The organism is Azospirillum thiophilum, from assembly GCF_001305595.1.
GTDB lineage: Bacteria > Pseudomonadota > Alphaproteobacteria > Azospirillales > Azospirillaceae > Azospirillum > Azospirillum thiophilum.
In genome coordinates this window covers 955783-969328 of record NZ_CP012402.1, presented here as the reverse complement: position 1 = coordinate 969328, position 13546 = coordinate 955783, and the positions used below count along the sequence as shown (strand labels likewise).

General features: G+C 66.9%; 11 protein-coding genes. 1 reads left to right on the top strand and 10 read right to left on the bottom strand.

The window, feature by feature from the left end; genetic code table 11:
- Window positions 1–55 precede the first annotated feature (55 nt).
- The 3 genes from AL072_RS17845 to AL072_RS17835 form a co-directional block, all read right to left on the bottom strand.
- Window positions 56–1615, bottom strand: coding sequence for a trypsin-like serine peptidase (locus AL072_RS17845; RefSeq protein ID WP_144428277.1), 1560 nt, complete (start codon window positions 1613–1615; stop codon window positions 56–58).
- Between the two features lie 65 nt (window positions 1616–1680).
- Window positions 1681–2535: a universal stress protein gene (locus tag AL072_RS17840; protein ID WP_045582942.1), complete on the bottom strand. Its 855-nt coding sequence runs from the start codon at window positions 2533–2535 to the stop codon at window positions 1681–1683.
- Between the two features lie 13 nt (window positions 2536–2548).
- Complete coding sequence (locus tag AL072_RS17835) at window positions 2549–4036, bottom strand: SulP family inorganic anion transporter (RefSeq protein ID WP_045582943.1); 1488 nt, start codon at window positions 4034–4036, stop codon at window positions 2549–2551.
- Window positions 4037–4798: 762 nt separating this feature from the next.
- Between AL072_RS17835 and AL072_RS36295 the strand changes: the two genes are divergently transcribed.
- Window positions 4799–5197, top strand: coding sequence for an OsmC family protein (locus AL072_RS36295; RefSeq protein ID WP_082109024.1), 399 nt, complete (start codon window positions 4799–4801; stop codon window positions 5195–5197).
- Between the two features lie 122 nt (window positions 5198–5319).
- On the opposite strand, the gene AL072_RS17830 is transcribed toward AL072_RS36295, so the two are convergent.
- The 7 genes from AL072_RS17830 to AL072_RS17800 all read right to left on the bottom strand — a co-directional run bounded on the left by AL072_RS17830 (window position 5320) and on the right by AL072_RS17800 (window position 13327).
- Window positions 5320–6477, bottom strand: coding sequence for a M20 family metallopeptidase (locus tag AL072_RS17830; RefSeq protein ID WP_245636836.1), 1158 nt, complete (start codon window positions 6475–6477; stop codon window positions 5320–5322).
- The gene (locus AL072_RS17825) at window positions 6474–7895 is read right to left on the bottom strand and encodes a M20 family metallopeptidase (RefSeq protein ID WP_045582944.1); all 1422 of its coding nucleotides are present in this window, start codon (window positions 7893–7895) and stop codon (window positions 6474–6476) included. The genes AL072_RS17830 and AL072_RS17825 overlap by 4 nt, the downstream gene beginning before the upstream one ends.
- 63 nt (window positions 7896–7958) lie before the next feature.
- Window positions 7959–8912 carry an ABC transporter ATP-binding protein gene (locus AL072_RS17820; protein WP_045582945.1) on the bottom strand — a complete coding sequence of 318 codons (954 nt, stop codon included), beginning with the start codon at window positions 8910–8912 and terminating at the stop codon, window positions 7959–7961.
- Window positions 8909–9895: an ABC transporter ATP-binding protein gene (locus AL072_RS17815; protein WP_045582946.1), complete on the bottom strand. Its 987-nt coding sequence runs from the start codon at window positions 9893–9895 to the stop codon at window positions 8909–8911. The genes AL072_RS17820 and AL072_RS17815 overlap by 4 nt, the downstream gene beginning before the upstream one ends.
- Before the next feature lie 4 nt (window positions 9896–9899).
- Complete coding sequence (locus tag AL072_RS17810) at window positions 9900–10811, bottom strand: ABC transporter permease (RefSeq protein WP_045582947.1); 912 nt, start codon at window positions 10809–10811, stop codon at window positions 9900–9902.
- A complete protein-coding gene (locus AL072_RS17805; RefSeq protein ID WP_045582948.1) occupies window positions 10808–11725 on the bottom strand; it encodes an ABC transporter permease in 918 nt (305 codons plus the stop codon). Before AL072_RS17805 ends, AL072_RS17810 begins: the two co-directional genes overlap by 4 nt.
- A 72-nt stretch (window positions 11726–11797) precedes the next feature.
- Window positions 11798–13327, bottom strand: coding sequence for an ABC transporter substrate-binding protein (locus tag AL072_RS17800; protein ID WP_052710091.1), 1530 nt, complete (start codon window positions 13325–13327; stop codon window positions 11798–11800).
- Window positions 13328–13546: the final 219 nt, after the last annotated feature.

Genomic DNA, 13546 nt, shown 5'->3' with positions numbered 1-13546 from the left:
ACGATGCCTCGAAGCCGGCTTGTGGCCGTTTCCCTGACCGGTTCCGAAAGCTCTCTCAGGCCGGAAACCCTACCATAGGCGGTGGTGCCGATTCGGTAAACAACCCGTATCCTCCTGCAGGGCCTGTCATGCCGCTTTCCGGGAGTGTATCGGACGGGAGCCAGGCGCCGACCGTGAGGGGGGCTTCCGCGGCACCGGTTGCGAGTGGCCAGGACATTTCCATGGCCAGCGTCAACGGATCGGCGACAGCCGCCTGAAGCGCTCCCGCGATGCCTGCATCGCCGGGACCCGGTCCCTGGGCGACCGCTCCGGTCGACCCGGCGGCCACCGCCCGTTCATAGCCGCCGGACCGCCCTTCGCTGCGGCCGAAGGTGACATAATGCTCGACCAGGGCCCTGCTGTCGGTGCCATGGGCGGCAAGAACGTCCGGGTTCATTGCGGCATATGCCACTGGATCGAACCCCATCGTCTGCCGGCCCTCGTTGCGCCCGAAGGCGATGTAATGGTCGAGAAGGCGCTGGGGATCGAGGCCGAACGCGGCGAAGAGATCGGGGTTCAGTGCCGCATAGGCTTCGGGATCGAACGCTCCGATCATCCGTCCTTCGGCCCGCCCGTTGGACAGGTAATGAGCGGTGAGCGCCCGCGTGTCGGTCCCGAAGGCGGCGAACAGATCGGGGTTCGATGCCGCATAGGACCAGGGGTCGAAGGCGCTCTGCGTGCGTCCCTCGTTGCGGCCGAAGGCAATGTAATGGGTGGTCAGGGCCTGGACATCGGCGCCATGGGCGGCGAAGACATCGGGGTTGGAGGCCGCATAGGACCATGGATCGAAACCCGATGCCTGACAGCCTTCAGTGCGCCCGGCCGTTGCATAATGGTCGGCGAGCGCCTGGAGGTTCGTCCCGAAGACGGCATGAAGGTCGGGGTTGAGGGCGGCATAGCTCCAGGGATCGAAGGCCTTTCCGTCGGCGACCAATGTCCTGCTGCTGTCGATCAGGGAATCATTGTCCCGGATCCAGGCGGCGAGGCTGTCGGCCTCCCGATCGATCCGCGCCGCCCAGTTGTAGGAGGAGATCACCCCGACGACGCGGTTGCCGGCGTCCAGGATCGGGCCGCCGCTGCTGCCCGGCGCGTTGTAGATCCGGCTGATGTCGAAGATGTCGTGGGTGCCGATGGCCATGAAGCCGCCATCGGACACGAGGCGGCCATTGTGCTCGACCGGGTAGCCGACCGCCTGGTAGGTGCCGGCCGGTGCATTGGCAACCCACGGAAGATAGCCGATGGAATCGCCGATCGGCTTCGAGAGGCCGATCACCGCCATGTCCCATGCCGCCTGGTCCTGCGTGATGGCCGGCGGTGCGAAATCGATGTCGTAGTAGTTGGCCCTGATCTGGCCGGAGGTGAAGGATTGCGGCGAATAGCTGCCGCGGTCGTAGCCGGTGTAGACGTCGATATCGACCACCCGCCTTCCGACGCCCTTCACGTTGTGGGCGGCGGTCAGCACGTCGTTCCGCCCGACGAGGACGCCGGAACCCTGGGTCCTCGTGTTGTCGCTCCAGGTGGTGACGATGTTGACGACCATGCTGTAGGGGGATTGCGCAACGCTGGGAAAATTCACGGGTCAGATCCTCCAACTGGTCGGGCGTCGCAGACCGCCTGAGCGATCGGTACGTGGCTGCATCGTCAATGGATCAGCAGCAGCGGGATCCGGCAGGAGCGGATCATCGTCGTGGTCGTGCTGCCGATGATCAGGCTGCGGATGCGCGAATGCCCGTAGGCTCCCATCACCAGCAGGTCGCTGCCGCTCCGTTCGGCCGCACGGGCGATGGTGTCGTCGGGCAGGCCGCCCTCGATGCCGGCCTCCACCATGAAGCCGGCGAGCCTCAGCCGCTCCGCCGCGGCGTCCAGGCGCTGGCGCACCTCGTCGGTCTCCGCGCCGACCATCAGCAGGCGGCATTCCAGCCCGCGCAGCAGCGGGCTGCCGGCGATGGCCTCGACGGCCTTGGTGGCGCTGGGTCCACCGTCGAAGGCGAGCAGCACATGCCGGATCGGCTTGAAGGCACGCGACGCCACCAGCACCGGTTTGTGGGAGGCACGCACCACGCGTTCCAGGTTGGAGCCCAGATGCAGCTTGGCGAAGTCGGCGGCCTCGCCGCGCTTGCCGATCACGATCAGGCGGGCGTCGGCCTCCAGCTCCTCCACCGTCTCGACGACATCGCCGTTGCGCAGCCTCAACGTCGCATCGCCGGCGCCGGCTTCCAGCAGGCGTGCCTTCGCCGCGTCGAGGATCAGCCGTCCGCGCCGATGGGCCAGCTTGGCCGCCTGTGCATCCAGATCGGCCAGTTCGTTGAGCAGCGTGTCGCGCGCGTCGATGTCGAGGCTGCCGGTGAAGTCCGCCGGCGTGCCCGCCCCTGGCCGCCGCCCCAGCGCATGGACGAGGTCGACCGGTGCGGACAGCCGCGTGGCTGCCCATGCCGCATGGTCGCAGACGCTCGGGGTATAGACCGAACCGTCGATCAGGGTCAGGACGCTGTTCATGGCTTTTCCTCCCTCAATGCCCCATCGGGGGCTCGATGGCGCCGGGCTTGTCGTGGATGGCGAGGTGGTCGACGATGGTCGCGCTGGCCTCGTTCAGGCCGACGATCTCGACCTCCGCACCTTCGCGGCGGAACTTCAATACCACCGTGTCGAGCGCGGCCACGCTTGAGATGTCCCAGATATGGGCCCGGCTGACATCGATGGTGACCCGGTCCAGCGCCTCCCTGAAATCGAAGGCGGCGGAGAAATCGTCGGAGGACGCGAAGAACAGCTGGCCCTCGACCACATAGGTGCGGGCGGCGCCGTCCGGGGACGCCACCGAGGTCACACGGAAGATGCGCGCGACCTTCCAGGCGAAGAAGACGCTGGACAGCAGCACGCCGACCAGCACGCCGATCGCCAGATTGTGGGTGGCGACGACGCCGACGACCGTCGCGACCATCACCATGCTGGAACTGCGGGGATGGGTCGCCAGCGTCTTGAGCGACGACCAGCTGAAGGTGCCGACCGAGACCATGATCATGATCGCGACCAGCGCCGCCATCGGGATGCGCCGGACCCAGTCGCCCAGCACCACGATCAGGAACAACAGGAAGATGCCGGCACAGAAGGTCGAGAGGCGGCCGCGCCCACCGGATTTCACGTTGATCACCGACTGGCCGATCATCGCGCAGCCGGCCATGCCGCCCATGAAGCCGGTGACGATGTTGGCGACGCCCTGGCCGACGCATTCCCGGTTCTTGTCGCTGCCGGTGTCGGTCAGCTCGTCGATGATGGACGCGGTCATCAGCGATTCCAGCAACCCGACCGCCGCGACCCCCGCCGAGTAGGGCAGGATGATGCGGAGCGTTTCCAGCGACAGCGGGATGTCGGGCAGCAGGAAGACTGGCAGCGTGGACGGCAGTTCGCCCATGTCGCCGACCGTGCGCACATCGAGGCCGAGGCCGAGCGACAGGGCGGTGAGCACGAGGATGCAGACCAGCGGCGACGGCACCGCCCTGGTCACGCGCGGGGCCAGATAGATGATGGCGAGGCCTCCGGCGACCATGACGTAGGTCAGCGGGGGAACCCCGACCAGTTCCGGCAATTGGGCCATGAAGATCAGGATGGCGAGCGCGTTGACGAAGCCGGTCATCACCGACTTCGACACGAAGCGCATCACCGCGCCGAGGCGGAGGAAGCCGGCGCTGATCTGCAGCACGCCGGCCAGCACGGTGGCCGCCAGCAGATATTGCAGCCCGTGCTCCCTGACCAGCGTGACCATCAGAACGGCCGTCGCCGCGGTGGCGGCGGAGATCATGCCGGGTCGGCCGCCGACGATGGCGACGGTCACCGCGATCGAGAAGGAGGCGTAGAGGCCGATCTTGGGATCTACGCCGGCGATGATGGAAAAGGCGATGGCTTCGGGGATCAGGGCAAGAGCGACGACAAGCCCGGCGAGCAGATCGCCGCGCGGATTGCCGAACCACTCCTGGCGGAGTCGTTGCAAATCGAGGGACATGAGACTCATCAAAGGTAAACAGACCGCTCCCCCAGCTTCAAGGAGCCGAGGCCAAGGGGGATCTTGAATTCATCGGGCAGAGGAAAAGCTGCGCACGTCCCAGCGTGGCCCGAAACGGGGCCAGGAATCAGAACGGGACGGTCAGGGCGGCGTGGCGCGATGCAGCATTCAAAATGGGTAACAGATTGCCTTTGTCTGGGCAATGGCGGATTCCGGTATGGACCGGCAGCCCACATGTCAGGGGCTCCGGGAGCACGGGGATGGGAAACCGGCGCAGGCCTCAGTCAGGAGCCGGAAACGGCACCTGTGGGAGGCTGCCGGGCAAAAGCCCTGTCCACGCAGAAACGTGGACATCGGGGATTCGGGCTGCTTGAGGACAGCGCGGTAGGTGTTCGTGCCTGTTTGAGAATGCGGAGAACTTACGGCATGTAGCAGAAGATACCCCAATTTATATATTGAATATTGTGTTTTTTCCAATTCCCAAACAATCTCTTGGTGCCCGCACACGAATTTGTTGAATCGGAAGAGTCGTTTGCGAGTCAAGGAGCATTCTTGAAGGGTGCCAGCGATGTTGAAGCCAGACACTTGCGCCCGTCATGGCTGCGTTGACCTGCGCCAAATGCTGGCGCTCAGCATGGGGTGCATGTAGCACATTTGTGGCACCGCTCCTGGTAACGCATCAATCGGAAGTTAGTGTGCTAAAGTCTGCGTGGATAGGAAACGGACATTGGCTTTTGCTATGTGGACGGTGCGGGGTTAGCCATGACGTCCATGACAATTGAATATCGAAGCATCGAAGGAACGGGAGCTTCAGTTGGCCGCGCTCGCAATCACACGGTCATTGCCGACAGGCCCGTAGGAAAAGCTTCGGGAACTGGGATCGGGTTCAACGGAGGCGAATTACTCGCGTTGTCGCTTGGCGGCTGCTTTTGCAACGATGTTCATTATACAGCACACGAACTGGGCACCGCTGTATCACGGTTGCAGGTTACTGTAACTATCGACTTTGACGGCGACCCGCTTCTAGCAACTAACGCAACAGTCTGGGTACAGTGCGAACTTGCGGACGGAGGAGCCGCTGACGAATTGTTGGCCAGGGCTAGGGAGCGCTGCACCGTCGCCAACTCCCTCCGAGCAGGTGTCGCCGTCGCATTCAAATGAGACCGCCGCCGCCAAGATCGGCGAAGCGGGAAGCTGGCACCTGGAGATCTGTGCGGGCCCGACGACGGCCGATGGGAGAGGTGGGCGCCGGTCGGTCGTTTTCCGTCCCGACACCCTTCTCCTCACAGGTCCGCCACCGTCACCGCCAGTGCCTGCGCCCGCGGGACCAGCGTGTCGAGCCGGCACCATTCGCGCTCCGTGTGGGCCGCTCCGCCGACCGGTCCCAGCCCGCACAGCGATGGCACTCCCAGCGCTCCGGTGAAGCCGGAATCGGCGCAGCCGCCGGTGAACTCCCCGTCGACCGCGAAGCCGACCGCCGCCGCTGCCGCCCGGTAGCGGGCGAACAGATCCGCAGCCATCCGCTCCTCCAGCGGCATGAACAGGTGGCCGCGCCGGTAGCTGGCGCTGGTGCCCGGCACGTCCTCCTTCGCCAGGATCGCCTCGACCCGGTCGAGAATGCCGTCCAGTTGGTCCACCGACAGGAAGCGGATGTCGAGCGCCGCCTCGGCATGGTCGGCCACGGTGTTGGAGGTGCGCCCGCCGCGGATCACGCCGACATTGGTGGTGATGCCGGCGGCATAGTCGGTCAGCGCGTGCAGCGCCGTGATCTTGGCGGCGAGCGCGCCGATGGCGCTGGCGCCGTCGGCATGGTTGACGCCGGAATGGGCGGCGCGGCCGGTCACCGCGATGTCCAGCGTCAGCCCGCCCTTGCGCGCGGTGACGACATTGCCCGACGCACGCCCCGGCTCGGCGTTGAAGGCGGCCCGCGCGCCCGTCGCCACCTGCTCGATCACCGCGCGGCCGGACGGCGATCCGATCTCCTCGTCAGCGGTGAACAGCCCGATCAGTGGAAAATCGGTGCCGCCGGCCGCCTTCAGCGCCCGCAGGACGAAGACGTCGACGACCAGACCGCCCTTCATGTCGGCCACGCCCGGCCCGAAGCCGGTGTCGCCGTCGCGGCTGAAGGGGCGGGCCGCCACCGTGCCCTTGGGATAGACGGTGTCGCGGTGCCCCATCAGCAGCACCGGCGCCCCGCCGATCCGCCCCGGAATCTCCGCCTTCAGCACGCCGCCGTAGGTCGCGTTCGGGATGCGCGTCACCGCGATGCCGTCGGCTTCCAGAAGGGCCGCCATCGCCTCGCCGACCGCATCGATGCCGGCGGCGTCGCGGCTGCCGGAATCGATGTCCACGATTTGCCTCAGGAAATCCTCCATCTCCGTCCGGCGGGTGGCGAGCCAGTCGCTCGCGCGCCGGGCAAGCGGCGTCATGGACGTGGTCATCGCGCACGCGCCTCCCTGATCGACGGTCCGGTCTCGCCCAGATCCCAGAACAGCCCGGCCATGATCCGCAGAGCCTCCTCCGCGACGCTGCCGAGCATATGCTCGTTGGGGGCGTGCTGCGAGCAGGCGGGGTAGGAGTGCGGAACCCAGATCGTCGGCAGCTCCAGCGCCTCGGAGAACACGTCGTTGGGGATCGAGCCGCCCAGGTTCGGCAGCAGCGCTGGCTTCTTGCCGGTCGTCCGCGCCAGCGAGTCCAGTGCCCATCCGACCCAGGGGTCGGTCGGGTCGAGGCGGGTCGCGGCGAAGGTTTCCATCCGGCTGGTCGACAGCTGCACCTGCTGGAAGCCGTTGGCGTCGAAATGGGCGCGGATCGCAGCCAGCGCCGCCTGCGGATCGGTGCCGACGACGAAGCGCAGCTGCAACGTCGCCATGGCCGAGGGCGGCACCGCGTTTACTGGCGCCCGCGGGTTTCCGGTCTCGAAGGCCAGCACTTCCAGCGCGTTCCAGCCGAACACGCGCTCTTCCGGGGTCAATCCCGGTTCGCCCCAGTCGCGGTCGATCTCCGGATCGTTCGGCCCGCCGCCGACCGTCAGGTCGGCGATCGCGGTCTTGACCGCCGGCGGGATCGGCGGCGGCTTCAGCGCGTCGAGCTTGATGCAGCCATGCTGGTCGATCAGCGAGGCGATGGCGTTGGCCAGGATGGTGCCGGGATTGGCCAGCAGCCCTCCCCAGTTCCCCGAATGGTGCCCGCCCTCGCGCAGGGTGATGCTCAGATCGAAGTTCAGCGCCCCGCGCGAGCCGAGGAACACCGTCGGACGCCCGGCGATCACCCGCGGCCCGTCCGATGCGATCAGCACGTCGGCGGCCAGCAGGTCGCGGTTGGCCTCCGCCATCGCGCGCAGCCCCGGCGACCCGGCCTCCTCGCCCATCTCGATCAGGATCTTGGCGTTGAAGCCCAGCCGGCCGCCGCGCTCGGCCATCACCTGGGCCAGCGCGGCGATGTTGACCGAATGCTGGCCCTTGTTGTCGGCGATGCCGCGGCCGTACCAGCGGTCGCCGTCCACCGTGACGGTCCAGGGATCCATGCCGTCGCGCCATTTCCCCTCATGGCCCAGCACCACGTCGCCGTGGCCGTAGACCAGCACGGTCGGCAAGTCCGGATCCTCCCGCCGCTCGGCGACCAGGAACGGGCCGCGGCCGGACACCGGATTCTCGACGATGGTGGAGCCGAAGCCCTGCGCCTGAAGCGTCGGCACCATCTCGTCGGTCAGATAGGCGCGCAGCTCGGCGCCGCGGTCGGCGGACTGGCTTTCCGTCCTGATGGCGACCCGGCGCGACAGCTCGGCCAGGAAGGCACCGGAGGCGTAATGGTCTGCCGCGCGGGCAATGGCGCCCGCACGCGATGGCTGGTTGGTCATGATCGGGCTCGGCAGAAGTGGGATCGGGGGCAGTGGGATTTGAAGTGGGATTTGAAGGGAGGGTCAGGCGGCGAAATGGCAGGCGGCGAAGCCGTCGGCGACCGGCACCGGCCCCGGTGGCGTGACGCGGCACCGGTCGGCGGCGCGCGGGCAGCGCGGGTGGAAGGTGCAGCCCGGGGGCGGCGCGATCGGGTTGGGAAAGGCGCCGGTGATGCCGGCATCCGGCATGCCCAGCGACGGGTCGGGGGTCAGCACGCAGTCGAGCAGCGCCCTGGAATAGGGATGCCCGGCCCGCTCGAACAGCGCCTCGCGGCTGCGTTCCTCGACGATGCGGCCGAGATACATCACCGCCACCCGGTCGGCCAGATGCTCGACCACGGCGAGGTTGTGGCTGATGAAGAAGTAGGTGAGGCGGAATTCGCGCCTCAGCTCCATCAGCAGGTTCAGGATCTGCGCCTGCACCGACACGTCGAGCGCCGAGGTCGGCTCGTCGCAGATCAGCACGTCAGGCTTCATCACCAGCGCGCGGGCGATGGCGACGCGCTGGCGCTGGCCGCCCGACATCTGGCCGGGATAGGCGTCGATCACCCGCCGCGGCAATCCCACGGCGTCCAGCATCTCGGCGACCCGCTTCTGCCGGTCCGCCGGGGTACCGATCTTGTGGGCGACCAGCGGCAGCGCGATCAGGTCGGCCACCGACTTGCGCGGGTTCAGCGACGAATAGGGATCCTGGAACACCGGCTGGATGCGCCGGGCCACCTCGCGCCGGTCGGTGTCGGCGATCGGCACGCCGTCGATCCGGATCTCGCCAGAGGTCGGCTTGGTCAGGCCCAGCAGCATCTTCGCCAGGGTCGATTTCCCCGACCCGCTTTCGCCGACCAGCGCATGCACCTCGCCGCGGGCGACGGTCAGCGACACGCCGCCGACCGCGGTCAGCGTCGCCTTGGGCCGGAACATCCCCTGCGAGATCGCATAGGTCTTGGTGACGTCCTTGAGTTCGAGCACCGGGATGGTCATTGCGGCCTCCCGCCGGCAAGGGTCGGTTCGAGGATGCAGGCCATGCGGTGTCCCGGCAGGATCGTCCGGTCGGGAACCTCCTCCGCACAGCGTCCCGCCGCATGGTCGCAGCGGTTGCGGAACATGCAGCCGGTCAGCGTGCCGACCAGGTTGGGAACCTGTCCCGGAATGGTGCCGAGGGGTTCGCCGGGCCTGGTGCGGCCGGGCACCGGGATCGAGCGCAGCAGACCCTGGGTGTAGGGATGGCTCGGCGCGCCGAACACCGCCTCCACCGGGCCGGCCTCGACAAAACGGCCGGCATACATCACGGCGACCTTGGTGGCGACGCGGGCGACCACGCCCAGGTCGTGGGTCACCAGGATCAGCGCCATGCCGAACTCCTGCTGAAGATCGCGTAGCAGCTTCAGGATCTGCGCCTGGATCGTCACGTCCAGCGCCGTCGTCGGCTCGTCGGCGACGATCAGGTCGGGCTCGCACATCAGCGCCATGGCGATCATCACGCGCTGGCGCAGCCCGCCGGACAGCTGGTGCGGATATTGCCCCAATCGCGAAGCCGCAGCGGTGATGCCGACGCGCTCCAGCAGATGCACCGCCCGTTCGCGCGCCGCCCGGCGGTCGACCCTGCGGTGCCGGCGCAGCGCCTCGGCCAGCTGGTCGCCGATGGTGTAGGCCGGGTTCAGCGAGGTCATCGGCTCCTGGAAGATCATCGCCATGCGGTCGCCGCGCAGATTCTCCTTCTCGCGCTCTCCGGCCGCCATCAGGTCGATGCCGTCGAAGCGCATGGTGTCGGCGCGGCGCACCGCGCGGGAGGGGAGCAGATCCATCAGCGCCAGCGAGGTCAGCGACTTGCCCGACCCGCTCTCGCCGACGATGGCCAGCGTCTCGCCGCGCTCCAGTGTGAAGGAGATGCCGTTGACCGCATGCAGCAGGCCGGCCTCGGTGGGGATGTCGATGGTGAGGTTCTCGACGTCGAGCAGGGGCATCGCGTCAGCTCCGGTTTTCAGGGGCGGTGACGTCGCGCAGCCCGTCGCCGAGCAGGTTGATCGCCAGCACCAGCGCCACCAGTGCCACACCGGGGATGGTGATGACCCAGGGGCTGAAGAACATGTACTGCTTGCCCTCCGCGATCATCAGGCCCCAGGAGGGCAGGGGCGGCTGCACGCCGAGCCCGAGGAAGGACAGGGCCGCCTCCAGCAGGATGGCATGCGCCATCTCCAGCGTGGCGACGACGATCAGCGGGTTGAGGATGTTCGGCAGCACCTCCGACATCACGATCAGCCGGGTGGAGCAGCCGATGGAGCGCGCCGCCGCGACGAAGTCGGCCCCTGCGATCTGCTGGGTTGCCGACCGCGCCACCACGGCGAAGCGGTCCCATAGCAGGAACCCCAGAACGATGATGACGGTGTTCAGCGAGGAACCGACCAGCGCCGCCGCGGCCAGCGCCACCAGCACCACCGGCAGGGCCAGCCGCACATTTATGATGTAGCCGATCACCAGATCGACCCGCCCGCCGAAGAAGCCGGCGGCGACGCCCAGCGCGGTGCCGATGGTGCCCGACACCAGGACGGTCGCCACGCCGATCAGCAGCGAGATGCGCCCGCCATAGAGCAGCCGGGCGAAATAGTCGCGCCCCAACTTGTCGGTGCCGAGCCAGTGTTCCCAACTGCCCTTGGCGTGCCAGATCGGCGGCAGCAGGCGCCGGGAGATGTCCTGCGCGTAAGGGTCGTGGGGGGTCAGCAGCGGCGCGGCCAGCGAGCAGACCAGGATGACGGCCAGCACGACGACGCCGGCCATGAATCCGGGGTGGCGCAGGCCCCGTCTCGTGAAGCGGGCCAGTGGCGAGCGGCGCACCGGAACGCTGTCGAGGGATGAGATGCCGGAGGCGGAAAGACTGGTCATGCGACGCGGATCCTCGGGTCGAGCCAGGCGTTGAGAAGATCGGCGAGGAGGGTCAAGGCGATGTAGATCGCGGCCAGCAGCATCACGATGGCCTGGACCACTGGGAAATCCTTGCGCCCGATGGCCTCCCAGGCGAGGTGGCCAAGCCCTTGCATCGAGAACACCGCTTCGACCACGATGGAGCCGCCGAGCATGAAGCCGAACTGAACCGCCGCCAGCGCCACCACCGGCACCACCGCGTTGCGCAGCGCATGCTTGAACAGGACGGTGGGCCAGCGCAGGCCCTTGGCACGGGCGGTGCGGATGTAATCCGACGCCAGCACGTCCAGCATGCCGTTGCGCGTCAGCCGCATCACCGCCGGCACTGCGTACCAGCCGAGCGCCACCGACGGCAGCACGAAATGTGCCCAGGTCGCGCTGCCCGACACCGGCAGCCAGCGCAGGTTGACAGCGAACAGGATGATCAGCGACAGGCCGAGCCAGAAGGTCGGGATCGCCTGACCCAGTGCGCAAAAGATCAGCGCGGTGCGGTCGATCCAGCTGCCGCGCTTCACCGCCGCCAGCACGCCCAGCGGGATGGCGATGGCGAGAGCCACGCCGAGCGCGATGGCGCCCAGCGTCAGCGTCACCGGCATGCGTTCGATCACCAGCGCGGCGACCGTTTCGCGGAAATAGAAGGAGCGGCCGAAATCGAAATGCGCGGCATCGGCCAGCCAGTGCGCATATTGGACGACCAGCGGCTTGTCCAGGCCGAACTGGAGGCGCACCTGGGCGACCTGTTCCGGCGAAGCCTCCGGTCCGGCGATGGCGAGCGCCAGGTCGCCGGACAGATGCAGGAGAAGGAAGGCCACGACCGACACGGTGAGCACGACCGACAGCGCCACGGCCAGTCGGCGAAGCAGGAAAACGAGCATGGCAGCCTCCTTGAAGGAGGTGTGGGGATGCGGCGGGCCGGGCCGGAACGGAGGAACCGGCCCGCCGCGGCGTCATTTCCAGTGCGCGGCGTAGAAGCGGGGAAGCTCGTCCGACTGGGCCGCGAAAGCGAGGTCGGACGAGAAGGCGTAGTTGGTCGAATAGGAGAACATCGGCAGCAGATAGGCCTTCTCCGCGATGCGCGACAGCGCCTCGGCGTAGGTCTTCTTCCGTGCCTCCAGGTCGATGGTGGTGTCGGCCTTGTCGAGCAGCGCCTTGACCTCGGGGTCGCGGCTCATGTCGTCCTCGTTGCCCTTGAACCACACGCCGGTGAAGGCCGACGCGTCGGCGACCGAGAAGGAGCCCCAGGTCTGGAAATAGATCGGCACCTTGCCGGCACGGCTCAGCTCGCGCAGCGCCGCATACTTCATGAATTGCAGGTTGGCGCGGATGCCGACCGCGCGCAGATAGCCGATCACCGCCTCGGCATAGTCGCGCTCGCGGTAGGCGTAGAGGTCGATGTCGAAGCCGTTGGGATAGCCGGCCTCCGCCAGCAGCACCTTGGCCTTGGCCGGATCGTAGCCGTAGCGCGGCACGCCGTCGTCGGTGCAGCCGACCTGATCGATGAAGCAGGCGGAATTCATCACGCGGGCGCCGCCGCGCACCAGATTGTCGACCATCGCCTTGCGGTCGATGGCGTAGGAGATCGCTTGCCGGACCTTCGGATTCTTCATCGGCGTGTCGGCGCTGGTGCGCCCGGCGGAATCGAACTGCAGGAAGCCGACGCGCATGGTCTCCGCCGCCAGCACGCTGACGTTCGGCACCGCCTCCAGCTGCGCGGCCTGGTCGTTGGGCACCCGCCAGATCCAGTCGACGCCGCCGGTCATCAATTCTGCCATGCGGGTCTCGCCGTCGGGGATGACGCGGAACTCCAGCTTGCCGATGGCCGGGTCGCCGATCGGGCTGCCCTTCCAGTAGCCCTTGGCCTTCTCCATCTTCACCGACTTGCCGTTCTCCACCGAGACGATCCGGTAGGGACCGGTGCCGACGGGAGCCTTGGCGAAGCCGTCGAGCCCGACCTTCTTGAAATAGGCCGCCGGATAGATCGGCGTCGGTCCCGACAGATATTCCAGCGCCGCCGGGAACGGCCCCTTCAGTTTGATGCGGACCTTGTAATCGTCGATTTTCTCGGTGCCGGCCATCCAGCCGACATTCTGCTTGGTCACCACCTTCGCTTCCGGCGTCAGCACGTAATTGAAGGTGAAGACCACGTCGTCGGCAGTGAAGGGCGACCCGTCATGGAAGGTGACGCCCTTGCGCAGTTCCAGCTCCAGCGTGGTCGGATCGACCCAGGTCCAGGAGGTGGCGAGATAGGGCTCGTAGGCACCGCTCTTGGGATTGCGGTGGATCAGCGTCTCCCAGACGTGATGGGCGACGATGACGCCTTCGCGCACATTGTTGTGATAGGGGCTGATGTTCTCCGGTTCGCTGTCGGAGGCATAGACGAGCGTGTCGTTCGCTTTTCCGGCAAAAGCCATGCCGGGCAACCCGACCGCCAGCGCCGCCGCGACCATCATCGATTTACCATACGCAAATGGCGCCATGTCCGAAGCTCCGTCCAAGGGGTTCCGTTTGCACAAAAATCGGTCAGCAGGTGATACAGACACGATATTGTGCAGCATGGCATGCCGCAATTATAATAGTTGGAAGTTTACGTTGCCATAAAGGCAATTTAAGCCGGATATGCCGGATTCCGCCTGATTGTTTGTTTTCAAGACTGCTGACTATACCCTCAAAAATGAGGGCGGTCGTGTACCGAAAGC

Bases quoted from the DNA above. Each gene is read 5' to 3' on its own strand.
- AL072_RS17815 (WP_045582946.1), bottom strand. From the start codon at position 9,895: ATGCCCCTGCTCGACGTCGAGAACCTCACCATCGACATCCCCACCGAG.
- AL072_RS17835 (WP_045582943.1), bottom strand. From the start codon at position 4,036: ATGTCCCTCGATTTGCAACGACTCCGCCAGGAGTGGTTCGGCAATCCG.
- AL072_RS17830 (WP_245636836.1), bottom strand. From the start codon at position 6,477: ATGACCACGTCCATGACGCCGCTTGCCCGGCGCGCGAGCGACTGGCTC.
- AL072_RS17825 (WP_045582944.1), bottom strand. From the start codon at position 7,895: ATGACCAACCAGCCATCGCGTGCGGGCGCCATTGCCCGCGCGGCAGAC.
- AL072_RS36295 (WP_082109024.1), top strand. From the start codon at position 4,799: ATGACGTCCATGACAATTGAATATCGAAGCATCGAAGGAACGGGAGCT.
- AL072_RS17810 (WP_045582947.1), bottom strand. From the start codon at position 10,811: ATGACCAGTCTTTCCGCCTCCGGCATCTCATCCCTCGACAGCGTTCCG.
- AL072_RS17800 (WP_052710091.1), bottom strand. From the start codon at position 13,327: ATGGCGCCATTTGCGTATGGTAAATCGATGATGGTCGCGGCGGCGCTG.
- AL072_RS17820 (WP_045582945.1), bottom strand. From the start codon at position 8,912: ATGACCATCCCGGTGCTCGAACTCAAGGACGTCACCAAGACCTATGCG.
- AL072_RS17840 (WP_045582942.1), bottom strand. From the start codon at position 2,535: ATGAACAGCGTCCTGACCCTGATCGACGGTTCGGTCTATACCCCGAGC.
- AL072_RS17805 (WP_045582948.1), bottom strand. From the start codon at position 11,725: ATGCTCGTTTTCCTGCTTCGCCGACTGGCCGTGGCGCTGTCGGTCGTG.